This is a genomic window from Fodinibius salinus (assembly GCF_008124865.1).
Lineage (GTDB): Bacteria > Bacteroidota > Rhodothermia > Balneolales > Balneolaceae > Fodinibius > Fodinibius salinus.
In genome coordinates this window covers 851,623-867,119 of record NZ_VNHY01000001.1, presented here as the reverse complement: position 1 = coordinate 867,119, position 15,497 = coordinate 851,623, and the positions used below count along the sequence as shown (strand labels likewise).

Sequence of the window (15,497 nt, the reverse complement as noted above, 5' to 3'; positions counted from 1 at the left end):
GCTATGACATGTCTGCAGCTAGATATACCATATTCAGCATTGCCGCAATGTACTTCTAATATTCTTTTCCGTTTAGTTTGTCTATAGTATTTACAGCTCTTGTCAAGAAAAGATAAACCACTCTTAATAGTAAATAAAATGGCACAGAACGGTTAAGTGAAATAAAAAAGGCTGCCCGAAAGCAGCCTTAATAAATTTGCACTTATGCTAAACTGTTAATCCATTGAGCGGTCATTGTTTTCAACAATCTCTTTATACATTTGATATTCTTCGGGGGAAGTATCAGCAAACAAGTAATTGAGAGGATCAATCGGGAGATTCTCTTTGTGAACTTCGTAATGAAGGTGGGGACCTTCTACACGACCAGATTCACCTGAAAAACCTATAAGGTCTCCACGGTTTACCTTGGTACCTGGCCGAATATTTTTAGCATATGAAGATAAGTGTGCATAATAACTTTCATACCCAAAATCATGATCAATAATAACCAACCGTCCAAAAGTTCCTTTACGGCTGGCATATTTAACAACACCAGCACCGGTAGCAAATATTTTACTGCCGACATTAGCGCGAAAATCAAGTCCCTCATGTTTTTTCTGATACTTTAAAATGGGATGGTAGCGCATTCCAAACCCACTAAGGATAATTCCCTTGGTGGGCTTTATAGCAGGAATATGCTCCATTTTCTCCTGATTTTTATTGTAATGACTTTTGATCTCCTTAAAGCTAAGCTTTTGGATATTGATACTTCGCTTTAAACTTGCAAGATTTTTAGAAGTCCATTTTAAAATTTCTGCTGTTTTCTTGCTGTGGATGTCAAACTCTGAATAAATATCGGCACCACCAACACCACCTTGCCGTTCATCATACGAAATTTGATCCATTCCCAGCACTGATCGATACATCTCATTATCAGTCTCGGCAAGCTTGTCAACTTCTTGATCAAGATTTTTAATAGTAGACTTCGTCTTTTCAAGCTGATCGATGAGTTCTTGGTTCTCAGCTTTAAGAGCAATTTCGGCCGGTGTTCCTACTGAGAAGGAGAGGATTGAAATACCTACGCCGGCAAGTACCACACCACATAAAATCCATACGCATGCGGTATAAATAATGCGTTCCAGACTGTTATATTCGACGGGTACAAAATCACAGTTTTGTTCGTCGTAATAGTAATAATTTTTTAAACCCATAAGAATTGTTGTTAATACTGATCCGTCACCAAAAGAGAGCTATGTCCGCAAATACGGAACTTAATTATACGGATAAAAATGAGCTTTCAAAAATCGAATGTAATTACTCAATATCACCTTCAAAATACTCTATAGCCCGTTTTGGCATTGCCCGAGGATCTTTTTTCTCGGCAATATGGGTTTTAACTTTATCTTGAAAGGCCTCAGCTGCATCATATCCATAGTGTCGCAACAGGTAATTCATGGCAATAACTTCGGCGATAACGGTAATATTTTTACCGGGTGTAATAGGTAATTTAATACGTGGTATATCGATATCCATGATAGAGGTCGTGTCACGGTTAAGGCCTGTACGTTCAATATCCTTGGATTCGTCCCACAATGACAATTCCAAAACCACCTCCAGTCGTTTTTGATACCTGATTGCGCGGACTCCAAACATCGACATAATATCAATAATGCCGAGTCCGCGAATTTCCATAAAGTGCTTGTTCATTTCTGTGGCCGAGGTCATCAAGACGTTGTTTTTCTTGGTTAGGATAACGGCATCATCCGCAACCAGACGGTGTCCACGTTCAACTAAATCAAGAGCGACCTCGCTTTTACCGATACCTGATTTGCCTGCAATGAGAATGCCAATGCCATATACATCTACCATGGTACCATGAACCATTGTTTGCAGTGCAAACTGATCTTCAAGAAAATCCCTAATGACGTGCATAAACCGCGTTGTCTCGAGCGGAGTACCTACAACAGGAATTCCTGCTTCTTCAGCCATTTTAAGCAGGTAATCGGGCAGTTCGTTACTGTCAGTAATAAATAAAATAGGAATATCAAACTGCGTCAGGTTTTCGAAAGCTGCTATCTGTTCTTCTTTGGATAGATTTTCGAGATAGCGGGTTTCGGTATTACCGATTACCTGAATACGTTGATGGGTAAAAAGTTTGACATAGCCAGCCAATGCCAGGCCGGGGCGGTGTAGATCCGCCTCGGTGACGTGGCACTGCTTGGTATATGCTTGGGCTGCAAAAGGATTGAGTTCAATGCGAACCCGCTCTTGCAGCTGCTCCAGCAAATGTTTAACCGTTATTTTTTCGGTTTTGGGTATGGTTTCATTTTCATCAAATGACATTTTTTATCGCTGGTGTAATGTTTTCTGTTTATATTTTTTTAGCTGACGGCTAATATTATCTATCACTTTATTTATGGCTTGCTCGTAGGAGGGAGCCTTTTCTTTAGCGTTAAGCAATTTCTTGGGTACTTTTACATTTAGTTCTGCTTGTTGTGGGTTATCATCATCGGGTACTGGTTCCAAAATAATGTCGCAGGTTAAAATGCGATCATAAAATTGGTCTAGTTTTTGTACAGAATCTTCGGCATATGAGTGAAGATCAGAAGTTGGATCAAAATGTCTTGCAGTGAATGTCGTTTTCATAGGAACCTCCTTAATTAGATTTTTGGTTTTTGGCCCGTGGATGGGCTAGTTCGTAAACATTTTTTAATCGTTCAACGGATGTATGAGTATAAACTTGTGTAGCTGCTAAATTAGCATGACCGAGTAATTCTTTGATTACACGAATTTCAGCTCCTTGGTCCAGCAAGTGCGTAGCAAAGCTGTGCCTAAGCACATGCGGACTTTTTTGCGTTACCTCACTGGCACGCTGCAGATAATCTTTGACAATGCGTTGCACTGCACGTGCATAAATTCGTTGTCCGCCGGCGGCTAAAAATACCGCCTTTCGGGCATCTGCATCAGTACGTTTACCATACAGTTCATGCTTTGTTTCAAGATGTCTGTTAAGTGCTTTTTGGGCTTCAGATCCAAAAGGTACAATACGTTGTTTGGCACCTTTGCCCAAAACCTTAATCTGATTGAGCGTATGATTGATATCTTCTTCATTTAGCTGAACCAACTCATTTAATCGAATACCGGTACCGTAAAGCAGTTCCAAAATAGCTCTATTTTGTGCTGATTTTGGAGTTTTCCCTTTGGCCAGTTCCATCATACGTTCCAGATCTTCAGCACTAGCCGTTTTGGGTAGCGATTGATCCTTTTTGGGAATTACTAATAAATGAGCCGGATTTTGTTCAACTATACCCCGTTTAAAGCAGTACTTAAAAAATGATCGTATAGCTGCTACTTTTCGGGCAATGGTACTTTTGGCCAGTTCACGTTCGGACAGTTCGCCGAGCCAAAGCCGAATGGTAATGCGTTCAATTAGGTCGGGATGCAGTTGTTCATCCTTATCAAAGTGTGCTACACAAAATTCAAGAAACTGTTGCAAATCGTTTTCATACGAAAGAATGGTATTTTCCGAGGCATTACGCTCGATCTTCAAATAGTGCAGATATTTATTAATCGCTTTCTTCATCTGAATTCAATATGGATACTTTGGCAATAAAAATAAACAGTTAATTGCGATAATTACTATGGGGATAAGTAGTTATACTTCTCGATCTTTCCACTTGGCAGGCTGTTTATTAACATAATCCAGTAATACCTGTACGCCCAAGGCCTGAAACCAGCCGACGCCAAGAGAGTGCAGTAATGTGTATCTCTTTTCCCATCCAAACCAAAGGTCAACCACCAGTCGTTGTAATAGCATACCGAAAATAGCGATAAGGCAGAGAACTAGTACTTGGGGTGATCCCCAAATCAAGATAAAAGGAAGTGTGACTAAAGGTATTATAAACACAATCAAATGTAACAAGGCCATTGCTGTAAATAGCGGGATGTTACAACCAAAACCAGCGAAAAAGTTTTTTCGAAATCCTTGCCATAATTCCCGGCTTGATTGGTACATGCGACAACTGATACTGTCGGCACCGTTATACATGTTCATGGCAAAACCGTTCTTTTTGATATTTTTTGCCAATGCTACGTCTTCAATAATATCATTTTTTACCGATTCATGACCACCGATGGCACGATATGAGTGCCGCTTGAATGCCATAAATTGACCACAAGCGGCAGCAAAAAGCGGCGCCATTTTTTTACGAAGGGCTGAGGGTATCCATTTTGGGATATTATAGACGTAGCGGTTGGGCAGCAAAGTAAGTAAGCCAAAGTAAACAAGTGGAATTACAGTTTTTTCCCAGAATGTTCCCAGTTTTTGATCAGGCCATAAAGTAACAAAGTCCACTACATCGCGGCCCATAGTGCGGATAGTACGTGCTAAAGTATTGGGAGCAAGACGGGTATCAGCATCAATAAAAACAATAATTTCTCCTGTTGATGCTTCTGCCAGCTGGTGACAAGCCCAGGACTTTCCCAGCCAATCAGCCGGTTTGGGTTGTCCAGAAATAATAGTCAGTTGTTCAGGGTATTTAGACTGCAATGCTCTTAGCTTTTGGGTGGTACCGTCAGTGGATTGATCATCGAGTACATATACATCAAAGCTGGGATACTTTTGGTTTAGAGCTGACTGGACACATAGCTCAATAGTGTTGGCTTCATTTCGGGCGGGAATACAAATACTTGCTTTGGGGGCCTGATCATTGAAGTATTTTTGTTCAGCCGAATAAAGCGGGCTAAAATCCCGGTAGTTAAGCCATAAAATGACTGATGTTATTACCAAATACCCAAGCGCTATGTAGAGTAAAAAAGTCACCTTCTGAAAGGTAGGACTGTAAGACTGAAGATCAAACACAAAATGAGGTTGCGGGTCGATATTTTAATGGGTTAATTGTCCGCCTTATGAATATTTTTTCAGATTTCAGAAAAGATGCTGCGCGTTCGATGGATACCACTGGTGGATATGAGTGGTGGTATTTTGATGCGGTATCAGCTGATGATCAATTTAGCTTTGTTATTATTTTTTATCGGGGCAATCCGTTTTCCCGGCGGTATATTTCACAGCTCAATAGTGATAGCGTCAATGCTCGTCCGTCGAAATTCCCGGCTATTAGTATTTCGGTTTATGAGGATGGTGATCCCATTTACTACAGTTTTACAGAGTTTGAGGCATCAGACTGTTCATTTGATGAAGAACGTCCATTTGTTGAGGTGGGTCCGCATAGGATGGAGATTCAAAACACATCCGGGTTGCTGAAATACCACTTAACACTGGAAGAAACACTGGCCAGTGGTGATCAGATAGAAGCTTCGTTAACATTTAAAAGTTCATTACCGGTAGATTCTTTATTTAAAAATTGTGATGAGCGTTCTGGTGAGCATCTATGGAATTTGGTGCAGCCTCGGGCAGAAGTCGAAGGATCATTTCATATCACCGGACCCACTGTCGAGGCTCGAGAAATTGGATTTAAGGGCAGGGGATATCATGATCATAATACTGGTTATGAACCAATGCATAATGAATTTGAGGATTGGTACTGGGGGCGTTTTCACTTTTCGCATGCTACCTTAGTTTATTATTTGATGAACAGGGAATCCGATAAGCAGCATCGGGCGTGGCTTATTGATAATAACAACGGGAAAGTGCTGAATGAGTTAGATAATGTTAGGTTGGAAGATGAAGGAAGAACGCTTTTTGGGCTACGTACCGCCCATCGTATTTGGTTACATTCTGATAGGGTATCGGTGCAGATACAGCAGGGCAGGTTACTTGATAACGGCCCCTTTTATCAGCGGTTTATGAGTGATGCCTTTTTACAGATTGTCGACCAGGATTATATAGAATCACAGCGGGGCATCAGCGAATATATTTGCCCCCAGCGTATTTACAATCGATTCTTTTGGCCGTTTGTAAATATGCGCATCAGATATATGGCCGAAAACCCACACTGGGTGCAGCAGTTTCCTGGCTTATATCGGTGGACATGGTAGAAGCCACTCATGCAAATGGCTCAAAATTAGTATCATCAAATCCTGCTGTTGTCCGCAGGTCATCTAGGATAGTATTGAGTCGTTCTTCAAAATGATGAGTCAGTTTCGCCCCAGATTTTAGTTGCCCAATTTGGTCCGATTTTCCTACATGAAGGTGCAGTTCGGGTTTATCATGCCGAATGGTGTGCATGTAGATGCCGATGGGTACAAAATCTACATTGTGAAGCTTTCCATACAGCCAAGCCAGGCCGCCTTCAAAATTCATGTCCAAACCTGGGGGTGTGATAGTGCCTTCCGGATATATAAAGAGGCTGGCCTGTTCTCGTTCAAATGAATTTACTGCATAGCGAAGCGAGGTGATAGCCTGCCGCCGATCATCACGATTAATGGAAAAAGCGCCGATCTTTTGGAATAGGGGATATTTCTTCATTTGGGTGTCTTCCATAAGTGCTCGTGCCTGCTGGTGAAATCGAAACTCGTTGAGTAGAAAAGGAACAAGCCCATCCCACCATGAGTGATGATTTAGGTAATAGACCGTTTTTGATTCTTTTTTCGGATAATAGTCTTGCCTGAGCCATACTTTATGAAAACGGCGTTTAAACAGAAGCCAAGTGTACCACCGAAAGCCCTTAATAAATACCGGAGATTCATTTGCGGGGATAAAATCCAAAAGTAAAATATTTGTTGAGTGATTGTTAGCTGAATATCTTTAGCATCACGAAGAGTTGCCAATAAAATTTATGTATTATTCCAATGGATTTTGACAAAGTAGGGACCTACGCGGCCGAACATACCACCGCTGACTCAGAACTTGTTAAAGAACTTATAGCTGCTTCCAAAGAAGATCTCGAACATACTGATATGCTAAGCGGCCGACAAGTGGGACAGCTGTTAACTATGTTGATCAAAATTTCTGGTGCCAAGCGAGTGCTCGAGGTAGGGACGTTTACTGGCTATTCGGCGCTAAAAATGGCTGAGGCACTGCCCAAAGATGGTCAACTTTTCACTTGTGAGTATAATAAACGGTATGAAGATATTGCCCGCACTTTTTTTGAAAAAAGTGATGAGGGATCAAAAATTTCTTTATTAATGGGTAAAGCCCTGAAAACAATCCCAACTATTAACGGCAGCTTTGATTTTGTTTTTTTGGATGCGGATAAAATTAATTATCCGAAGTATTATGATATGATAATACCGAGACTCAAGGAGGGCGGAGTAATGGTAATAGATAATGTGCTGTGGGATGGTGAAGCTTTGCAGCCCGAGGGGGAAAAGGCAGAGGCTATTGATCAGCTTAACAAACAAATTACTGCTGATGAATTGGTTGAACAAGTTATGCTAACAGTAAGAGATGGTGTAACCATCGTACGCAAAAAATAAAAAAAGCCTGAACCCGTATAACCGGATTCAGGCTAAATATAATCACTAAATGAGCTCTTAGTCCATTAGCTCAATAAGCTCAATATCGAACGTCAAGTCTTTACCGGCCAGTGGATGATTGGCATCGAGTTTCACAAAATCATCCTCAACATCCGTAATTTGAACGGGGATAGCCTGTCCATTTTCTTGCTGCTGCATTTGCAGCTGCATTCCAACTTGCGGATCAATATTGTCAGGAAGATCTGATTTTGAAACTTCCAACTCTAGATCTTCGCGACGCTGACCGTAGGCATCTTCTGAATCAATCTCCACGGTTGTTTCATCGCCTTCTTGCATCCCGATTACCGCTTCTTCAAAACCGGGAATCAATTGCCCGTCTCCTAGGGTAAATTCAAGTGGTTCTCCTCGTTCTTCAGAGCTGTCAAAAACTGACCCCTCTTCAGTTAAGGTTCCTGTGTAATGTACTTTTACGGTATCACCGTCTTTAACTTTAGACAAAATACTATTCTCTTTTATTTTTAGATTACAAAGTCTTTAAAAATAAGCATTTATCTACGGTTTACCAATGATATTGTTGTGGTTTGGCCTTAATATCATTGTTTACTAAAATATTAGTCTCTAATTAATCCAGATGGAAATGAGACCACGCTTTCATTTCCATCTTCATCTACGGCGGAAACACCAAATAAATAGTTATCAATTACAATACCTTTGAGCGTATATTCATTGACATCACCCACATATCGAACATTTTCCCACAGTGGTGCCGTAGTTTTTCTCCAGTAAATTTTATAACCCTTTGCACCTTCAGACTTCTTCCATTTAAGTGTAGTCGAAGGTTGAACGGCACCGCCAATTTTTACATCAGACGGACTTGCCGGAGCTTTAGCAAGAGAAGCCAAGGCCACAGCATTGACGGCTGTCAATTTTTGAGCATATTCGAAATTAACTTCTTCTATCACATCACCGTATTCGATGCCGTTTTCGGTACGGATATTTTGGTGCTGGCGATTATAATTTTCGTGAGTTTCCATAATACGTACACCGGCAAAGCCTGCTTCATTAAAGGGTCGGTGATGCCCACCACGTCCAAAGCGGTCGAGCCGGTAGATGAGCATTGGATCCATTTGGGGCATGTATGTATCAGTCGTTTCATAAATATAGCGGGCAAGTTGACGTGAAATGCCATCATTTTCGCCACCGTAAAATCGTTTAAGCTGCAGCTCGCGTTTGGTAGCTTGTGATGAATAGGGTTCCGAAAATATACGGAAGCTGCGGTTATCTATTACGCCGTCGATACCTCTGATATTTCCAATCATATCGTTATTGAGCACGCCTATAATATTCCATCCCTCTTTTTTGGCTTTTTGAGCCATATGCTTACCTCCGTAAAGCCCCTGTTCTTCGCCCGATAATCCTGCAAAAATGATGCTGTTTCTAAACTCATACTGGGACAGTACCCGTGCCGCTTCAATAGCACCTGCCATCCCGGTGGCGTTATCATTGGCGCCGGGTGCATCAATGGTATCATTCATTATGTCGGACGCTCGGCTGTCAATATCGCCACTCATAATTACATATCGGTTGGGATTGGTATTTCCCTTTAGCACGGCATAGACGTTTACGACCCACGTATCTTCATCAATACGACTATCAGGTTTGCCTTCAACAAGTGTGCGTTGCTCGTGGACTTCCAGGCAGCCTCCACATTGTTTGTTTATTTTCTGGAATTCCTGTTTGATCCATCGCCGGGCAGCACCAATACCACGGGTATCTGAGATAGTGTCTGACATGGTGTGACGCGTGCCGAAACCGGCCAACGCGCGTATGTCAGATTCCAGGCGATCTGCACTAACCGAATCAATAATATCATACATCTGAGGGTCAATAGATAGGTCTTGTGCTTGTGCAGAGCAAGCAATAAGAATTATGAGCGGTAAGAAAATAAAACGTTTCATAGTGATGGATTGATAGTTAATGTAACATTTTTAAGAGACTGTGATACTAACTGGATAAACTGTTTTAAGATACAATGGTACAGATTTATTAGGCTGGAGTAAAATTAGAGATATTGTTATTGCAAAATGCCTTTTATTATGATTTTAACTCCAAATGTGTAAAAGAAAATTTGTGGTAATGCCCAGCCCAATGGTTAGGGCAAAGCTTAGCAGGGTACCAATGAGGATATATTCAGTTTCTTTGCGTTCTTGATTGCTGTCGATGTTACTCTTAAAACGAAATATGGATTTAGCGGCAATCAGAAAGCCAATAGCACTGTATTGGTTCATCAAAATAAATGTAAGGATAATAATCCGTTCGGTACAGCCTATCCACATGCCGGCTTTTTTAAGTCCGCTAAGCTTTTTTGCATCACCAGCTGTGAGATCCTGTTGCCAACGGTTAGTAACACGGGCAATGAAATATCCAAAGGGGCGGATGGTCATAAAATAACTGAGGATGATGATCCAGGTTGAAGGTTTACTGAAAATGTGGACTGCATAATCAATTATAGCAGTTCCAATATTGGCATATACGCTCCACCCCAGTAGTAGTATCAGCAAGTGAGCAGTTTGATCTACCACAAATGCGGTTGTACTTTCTTTCTGAGCAGATTTCCACCAGTCTATAAGAAAATGGGTAATCATAATAAAAAGAGGGAGCCCAACATGCGACCAGTCGCCTAAGAATATGTAGGTTAGTCCGCCTACAAGTCCGATATGATAATAAAGCTGTGGGGCACGAACACCATGTTTGTGTCTCTGATCAATCCAGTGTTTAGATTGTAGAAAAAAAATCGGCCAGCAGATGAGCAGTTAACAGTCGTAAGAGAATGAGAATTTGGGGTAGAGCAATCATGATGCTAAATGTTGGTTGATAATGTTTTGGTAACGTTGCAGAAACTTTTCGATGGCTAACCAGCCGGCTCCTTTTATACGATAATGTACAGCAGCTTGTGATATATCAAATTCGGCACTTATTTTTTTTCGGGATTTTCCTTTTAAAAGTTCCAGTACAATTTCGGCTTGTGATGGTGACCATTTGGAAATGACGGCATCCAGAAGAGCCGTTTGAGACTGCATTTCATTATTCACCGTTGTCCAGGGAGTTACAATAGCTAACCGTTGACTGGTTTTCATTTGATCCAGTGAGGTACCGGAATACTGGTAAGCTTTGCCTGTTCCTTCAGAGGCATTATCAGGCAGAGAGTTAATATCTCCAATTCCAATGGCTGTGCGGGCATCCCAATTAAAGGAACTGTCTGAGGGTTGGGCTTTACGAAGGCTGCTGCGGATAATGAGGCTGGCAGGCAGGGCTGCTAATGGATTAGGGATAAGTCCTTGAAAGCTATCACCCCGAAAAATGTCGAATATAATTTTTGAGGATTTATCAGTATGAAGCTCTGCTATGCAATTAAAGGATTTTTTTAGGCTTTCTATTAGCTGGGTATACTGTTTACCCTCTACTTTGGTAGAATTAACAATATCACCTGTAATAACTGATTTCATGTCTTTTTTAGCCATTTCAACATCTTTTTTGGGTACAACAAGAACGTGTTTAAGAATTAAGAAGGTGAGACCTTTCCTTCAGCATTGCTTGCATCACCGCTTGGGTCTCCTCTCCGAATAAGTAATTATCTTTAATATGTATCTTATAGACTGTTCGGAATGATAATTTATACAATTTTGTCTCCGAACAGACTCTAAATGCCTAATATTAAGCTTATAGACTTAAAAATCAATATTTAAGTCTTGTGGCTTAAAATATTGCAATTAGTTTGCAGTTTCCGCAATAGGGTCAGCTTAATCAAAATTTGCTTTTGGTTAGAGAGACAGCGGTTGAGTCCTCAACCACGGTGAAGTTAATTTGCCCGAGTACTAGTCCTTCACCGGTAGTTACATTGACACGCCAGCTGCCAGGCCAAATATTATTTTTAAAGGTGTATCCACGGAATCCTTTTTTACGTCCGCCTACTACGGTGTAGGCAATAGTATCCGTCGTTTTCCATTGGTCCGATTTGGGATCGTGCCAGCGCCACTGATGTTGCACCGATTTTTCAAGATCTGTGGGAGCAAAAATTGAGGTATAAATAAAAACAGAATCACCGGAGGTGTAGTTGAAGGTATGTTTATAAGATTCCCAAAATTTAAAAAGGGGGGATTTTTCATAAGAAACCAAAAAATTATTATTGGTCTTTTCAACATTATAGGCCACCATACCGGATTGCAATGAAAGAGGAACAGGGGGTATCAAGTTAAAGTAGTAGCAGGTGTTAATAGACAGATAAATGCCGAGGATAAGGGCTATAACTTTCCGGCGGCTTATTTCTTGGCGGGTAGAAGGACTTATCCGGTAGAGGTAATAAATAAAATATAGGGTAAGCCCAAGGCTTATAAGTCCTGATACCACAAACAGAAAGGTATTCATGGTTGCAAAGATAGCCGGTATAAAGAAGGTGAAAAATGTAAAATTGACAAAGAAGTAGGCACTGAATTGTAGGTATTTATTTGAAATACGATGCTTGAGTAACTCATTAGAAACCAGAAGTACAACTAGAATCAAAAAGAAAACAAGGGTTTTAGTAAGTGTAACACTCTGGAAAAAGAAAATGACATAGGCACTTGAAAGACCGCCAAGGAAAAACTGTATAGCCAACGGGGCATATTCTTGATAAGGTTCTAAAAACGTGTTTTGCCAGCGGCCATCATCGGCAAGGTTAAAGATGTAGAGGCAGAGTGTGAGTCCAATGAGATAAGTAAAAAGCACGGTATTACTGTACCAGCCGTCAATGCGACCAAGGGTGAGGCTATCCCAGGTGAATCCGCCGATAAAGAATAGTACCGGAATATATTTTTTATATCTCCGAAAAAAATGTTTGGTTGCAGTTACCATCTTGAAAGTAAAACTGTAATTATTTTGATATCCAATAATACGTTAAATCAAATGAATCTCGTAACTTCTGTGTTCAAATAGATAGTCAATAATAAAAGAAAAAACAGTTATGAAAAGTGAGTTAGGAAAACTTCTAAGTAACGTAGAAACAGTTGCTGTAATTGGCTGTTCGGCCAATAAATATCGGACCAGTTATCACATTGCTAATTATTTACAAGAACAGGGTATTCGTATTATTCCGGTGAACCCGAATTATGATGAGGTTTTGGGTGAAGAATGCTATGACAGCATGGCTGATATCCCCGATGATATAACGATTGATGTTGTTGATATTTTTCGGGATTCGGAATACACAGCTGATATGGTGCGGGAGGCGATTGATTGGTCAGAAAAGAGTGGCCAAAAACCGGTAATATGGACCCAGCTGGCGGTTTCTTCGGATAAAGCCAAAAGCCTTGCTGAAGAAAATAACTACCAGTATGTAGAAAACAAGTGCATGATGGTACAGCACGATAAAGCTGTAGCTTAAGGAATCTTAATTTTAATTGACAGTTTTGTAAAGACTGTTAAGTGCAGAAGTAACACATGTCAGATCAAGTAATACCTACAGGAATTGAAGTTTCTAATAGTGACCAAGTTTTAGAAATTGAATGGTCAGATGGACACCATTCGGAATACCCGCTCTTTGGACTTCGCAAAAATTGTCCTTGCGTAACCTGTCGCGGGGGACACGGAAATATGAATTCTTTTGACCGTTCGCTGTTTTTTGTTGATCCTACACAAAATTTTGAGGTAGAAGATATTAAGCAGATTGGGAATCATGCCATCAAGATTTTCTGGAATGACGGCCACAACAACGGCATGTACCAATGGGGGACGCTGCGGGATATGTGTCCTTGTAAGGAGTGTTATCCTGAGCAGGCTTGAACCAAAATCTCATACCTATCTTTTTTGCATACTTATTTTCTTGAACCAGTAGAGAGGGAATTTCACTTTCACCTCTTTAGTGTTTGACAATTGGATACCTGCAGGAAAGTTGAACCAGGTTCTCCTTCTTATTTTCGGATTAATTTCACTTAATTGTAAGTCAGCGAGCTTCTTATGAGTGTCTATTGATACGATTTGAATATGGCTGGCGGATAATAATAAAAGGCTGTTTTTATTATCATATTCTTGATCCGAAAAGTTAGCAACGTCACAGAGGTCTACCGTATCCAAATTACCAGATAGATATTCTTCCATTTGCTGTTGTAGTTTTTTGTACTTGAAATAATAGATCCAAAGTACACCCATTCCGCTGCAGAATAGAGTTGTAAATACAGCCTTACTCATACTCAGTGACTCTTCACTGGTAGTAACGAATAAACTTGTAGTTGCAATCATAAGCCCCCAGAGAATACCTTCCAGAATGTATCGATAGGTAAATAACCACTGGGGTGGATTTATTACGCTAAATATTAATGCGATAATGGATCCAAAAATGAGACCCACAGCTGCTCCTTCAAGCAAAATGAGTCCTATACTTAAAATCGAAGAATTGAAATACAGTACTAGCAATATTGGTAAAATTAAAAGAAAAAATAATCCTAAGGTTTTTATAAGCCAAGATTTTTCTCCAAACATACCGATCAATTGTTTACTTGATTTTGAAATAAATATATAAACTACTTCTCAAACATTCTCTTTCGTTCTGTATGCTGAGTGAGATCACAATAGATCAACCGCAGAGCATTTTTTACATTATATTAGTCTTATGATCCATCATAGTACTCAATCCCAGAACGAATATTGCGAATTTTTTCCAGCCAGTATCGTGGAAACTTGTATGGATGTATACTGCGTTCTTGGGTAAGTTGAATACCAGTTGGTATGCTAAAAAAATCAAACCCGGATTTTTCGAGTAGAGGGTTCATTTCGGATAAATCAGTTCTTATTTTGTGGTTTTGCGCATTAGAAGGAGAAAAAATAATTTCATTTTGGGTGAGCATCACCGTGCCCTTAGTATTTGAGTGATTTGGATCAGTAAGAGTACCAGCGTCACTAAAAATAATATTATCCGTATTTTGCTGAATTAAATTACCTTTCCAGTCTTTCAGTGTTCTATATTTGGCACTTTTAATCCAGGATATTCCCAAAATTAAGCCGACTACAAGAGGAATGATTATCTCGAAAATATTCACAAGCCCATTACTAAAGGAGTATTTTGTCAGGCTATAAGAACCAATACTTCCACCCAAGATTGCTCCTTCTATATGATATCTGCTTTGAAATAACCAATCGGAGGGATTTACGAGACTATAATATAATTGAATTGATAATCCCAGAAAAAGTCCCGTGAATGTCCCGCCAAAATAAATCTTAAGAACAGACGCACTTAAAATGTCAAAATAATGTAATAATAGACCAACAAAACTCAATAACAATAGAGTTATTGTTACCTTATTTAAAAATGGATTTTTTCTTAGCATAAAGTATAACTAGAAATCTATTTGGGATTGGTAGCCCATACACTGGTTTCAGTAATGAAGGCGCGGTCGTGCATACCCAGCATATCGCAGATGCTTTGGGCAATATCATCAGCAACAAGTTTGGTTTCATTGATATCGCGTTCTATTTCGTGCCCGTCACTAAAAAAAGGCGTTTGCACCTCACTGGGATTCACTTGCATCACCCGGATGTTATGAGGACGAAGCTCGGCGCGCCAACACTGGGTCATACCGCTGAGGGCAAACTTGCTGGCTACATACGAAGTACCGCCGGCATATCCGCGTTTTCCCGAAGAAGAGGAAACGTTGACAATATTGCCGTAATCATTATCAATAAAAACCTTAGCCGATTCACGGGCCACCATCATAGCACCGATAGTATTGGTTTGTAGTTGATCTTCCATTTCTTTCGCAGAAACATTTATCAGCTTTTTGTGACTTCCATAGCCTGCATTATTGATAAGAACATTATAGTTATCCAGCTGTTTGTCTGTTTTCTGGATGAGCTCTTCTACCTGCTGCTCGTCACCCACATCACATTGAATGGGAATAGCCCCAATGTCTTCTGCGGTTTGTTCTAGCTTGCTTTTGGTTCGGGCGGCAATAACTGCCTCGCCACCAGATTCAATAATCATTTTAGCTGTTGCTCTTCCGATGCCTGAGCTTCCGCCGGTAACCAGTGCCTGAATATCTGATAACTGCATAAAATTGAATTTCTTTATTTAGCATTATTGCTGTATTTCATAATTGGATAGCAACATACCG

Annotated in this window: 18 protein-coding genes; 4 read left to right on the top strand and 14 right to left on the bottom strand. The window is 40.3% G+C overall.

The window, feature by feature from the left end; all coding sequences use genetic code 11:
• Nucleotides 1-215: 215 nt before the first annotated feature.
• The 5 genes from LX73_RS03955 to LX73_RS03935 all read right to left on the bottom strand — a co-directional run bounded on the left by LX73_RS03955 (nucleotide 216) and on the right by LX73_RS03935 (nucleotide 4,840).
• Complete coding sequence (locus tag LX73_RS03955) at nucleotides 216-1,190, bottom strand: M23 family metallopeptidase (RefSeq protein ID WP_148898167.1); 975 nt, start codon at nucleotides 1,188-1,190, stop codon at nucleotides 216-218.
• Between the two features lie 103 nt (nucleotides 1,191-1,293).
• Complete coding sequence (gene hprK, locus LX73_RS03950; protein ID WP_148898166.1) at nucleotides 1,294-2,322, bottom strand: HPr(Ser) kinase/phosphatase; 1,029 nt, start codon at nucleotides 2,320-2,322, stop codon at nucleotides 1,294-1,296.
• Between the two features lie 3 nt (nucleotides 2,323-2,325).
• On the bottom strand, nucleotides 2,326-2,625 hold the full coding sequence (hpf, locus tag LX73_RS03945) for a ribosome hibernation-promoting factor, HPF/YfiA family (RefSeq protein WP_148898165.1): 300 nt from the start codon (nucleotides 2,623-2,625) through the stop codon (nucleotides 2,326-2,328).
• A gap of 10 nt (nucleotides 2,626-2,635) precedes the next feature.
• Nucleotides 2,636-3,562, bottom strand: coding sequence for a tyrosine recombinase XerC (locus LX73_RS03940; RefSeq protein WP_148898164.1), 927 nt, complete (start codon nucleotides 3,560-3,562; stop codon nucleotides 2,636-2,638).
• A gap of 72 nt (nucleotides 3,563-3,634) precedes the next feature.
• A complete protein-coding gene (locus LX73_RS03935) occupies nucleotides 3,635-4,840 on the bottom strand; it encodes a glycosyltransferase family 2 protein (protein WP_170245571.1) in 1,206 nt (401 codons plus the stop codon).
• Between the two features lie 47 nt (nucleotides 4,841-4,887).
• Between LX73_RS03935 and LX73_RS03930 the strand changes: the two genes are divergently transcribed.
• A complete protein-coding gene (locus LX73_RS03930; protein WP_148898162.1) occupies nucleotides 4,888-5,976 on the top strand; it encodes a hypothetical protein in 1,089 nt (362 codons plus the stop codon).
• A 7-nt stretch (nucleotides 5,977-5,983) separates the two neighbouring features.
• Here LX73_RS03930 and LX73_RS03925 read toward each other — a convergent pair whose 3' ends face one another.
• Nucleotides 5,984-6,646 (bottom strand): lysophospholipid acyltransferase family protein, encoded by a 663-nt coding sequence (locus LX73_RS03925; protein WP_148898161.1) that lies wholly within the window; start codon nucleotides 6,644-6,646, stop codon nucleotides 5,984-5,986.
• A gap of 83 nt (nucleotides 6,647-6,729) precedes the next feature.
• Here LX73_RS03925 and LX73_RS03920 point away from each other — a divergent pair, with 83 nt between their 5' ends.
• Nucleotides 6,730-7,356 carry an O-methyltransferase gene (locus LX73_RS03920; RefSeq protein ID WP_148898160.1) on the top strand — a complete coding sequence of 209 codons (627 nt, stop codon included), beginning with the start codon at nucleotides 6,730-6,732 and terminating at the stop codon, nucleotides 7,354-7,356.
• Nucleotides 7,357-7,413: 57 nt separating this feature from the next.
• On the opposite strand, the gene LX73_RS03915 is transcribed toward LX73_RS03920, so the two are convergent.
• From LX73_RS03915 to LX73_RS03895, 5 genes are all read right to left on the bottom strand, one after another.
• Nucleotides 7,414-7,854, bottom strand: a complete 441-nt coding sequence (locus LX73_RS03915; protein ID WP_148898159.1) for an FKBP-type peptidyl-prolyl cis-trans isomerase — start codon at nucleotides 7,852-7,854, stop codon at nucleotides 7,414-7,416.
• 113 nt (nucleotides 7,855-7,967) lie between these two features.
• Nucleotides 7,968-9,314, bottom strand: a complete 1,347-nt coding sequence (locus LX73_RS03910) for a M20/M25/M40 family metallo-hydrolase (RefSeq protein ID WP_148898158.1) — start codon at nucleotides 9,312-9,314, stop codon at nucleotides 7,968-7,970.
• Between the two features lie 144 nt (nucleotides 9,315-9,458).
• On the bottom strand, nucleotides 9,459-10,151 hold the full coding sequence (locus tag LX73_RS03905) for a DUF3307 domain-containing protein (RefSeq protein WP_281289662.1): 693 nt from the start codon (nucleotides 10,149-10,151) through the stop codon (nucleotides 9,459-9,461).
• Between the two features lie 57 nt (nucleotides 10,152-10,208).
• Nucleotides 10,209-10,877 carry a SatD family protein gene (locus LX73_RS03900; RefSeq protein ID WP_148898156.1) on the bottom strand — a complete coding sequence of 223 codons (669 nt, stop codon included), beginning with the start codon at nucleotides 10,875-10,877 and terminating at the stop codon, nucleotides 10,209-10,211.
• Between the two features lie 283 nt (nucleotides 10,878-11,160).
• Nucleotides 11,161-12,246, bottom strand: a complete 1,086-nt coding sequence (locus tag LX73_RS03895; protein ID WP_148898155.1) for a DUF2914 domain-containing protein — start codon at nucleotides 12,244-12,246, stop codon at nucleotides 11,161-11,163.
• A gap of 109 nt (nucleotides 12,247-12,355) precedes the next feature.
• Here LX73_RS03895 and LX73_RS03890 point away from each other — a divergent pair, with 109 nt between their 5' ends.
• Together LX73_RS03890 and LX73_RS03885 are read left to right on the top strand one after the other, a co-directional pair.
• Nucleotides 12,356-12,775, top strand: a complete 420-nt coding sequence (locus tag LX73_RS03890; protein WP_148898154.1) for a CoA-binding protein — start codon at nucleotides 12,356-12,358, stop codon at nucleotides 12,773-12,775.
• 56 nt (nucleotides 12,776-12,831) lie between these two features.
• Nucleotides 12,832-13,173, top strand: coding sequence for a gamma-butyrobetaine hydroxylase-like domain-containing protein (locus LX73_RS03885; RefSeq protein WP_148898153.1), 342 nt, complete (start codon nucleotides 12,832-12,834; stop codon nucleotides 13,171-13,173).
• A 15-nt stretch (nucleotides 13,174-13,188) separates the two neighbouring features.
• Here the strand turns inward: LX73_RS03885 and LX73_RS03880 are convergent, their stop codons facing one another.
• The 3 genes from LX73_RS03880 to LX73_RS03870 form a co-directional block, all read right to left on the bottom strand.
• The gene (locus LX73_RS03880; protein WP_148898152.1) at nucleotides 13,189-13,869 is read right to left on the bottom strand and encodes a hypothetical protein; all 681 of its coding nucleotides are present in this window, start codon (nucleotides 13,867-13,869) and stop codon (nucleotides 13,189-13,191) included.
• Between the two features lie 128 nt (nucleotides 13,870-13,997).
• Nucleotides 13,998-14,663 carry a hypothetical protein gene (locus LX73_RS03875; protein WP_148898151.1) on the bottom strand — a complete coding sequence of 222 codons (666 nt, stop codon included), beginning with the start codon at nucleotides 14,661-14,663 and terminating at the stop codon, nucleotides 13,998-14,000.
• Nucleotides 14,664-14,731: 68 nt separating this feature from the next.
• Complete coding sequence (locus LX73_RS03870; protein ID WP_148898150.1) at nucleotides 14,732-15,436, bottom strand: SDR family oxidoreductase; 705 nt, start codon at nucleotides 15,434-15,436, stop codon at nucleotides 14,732-14,734.
• Between the last annotated feature and the right edge of the window lie 61 nt (nucleotides 15,437-15,497).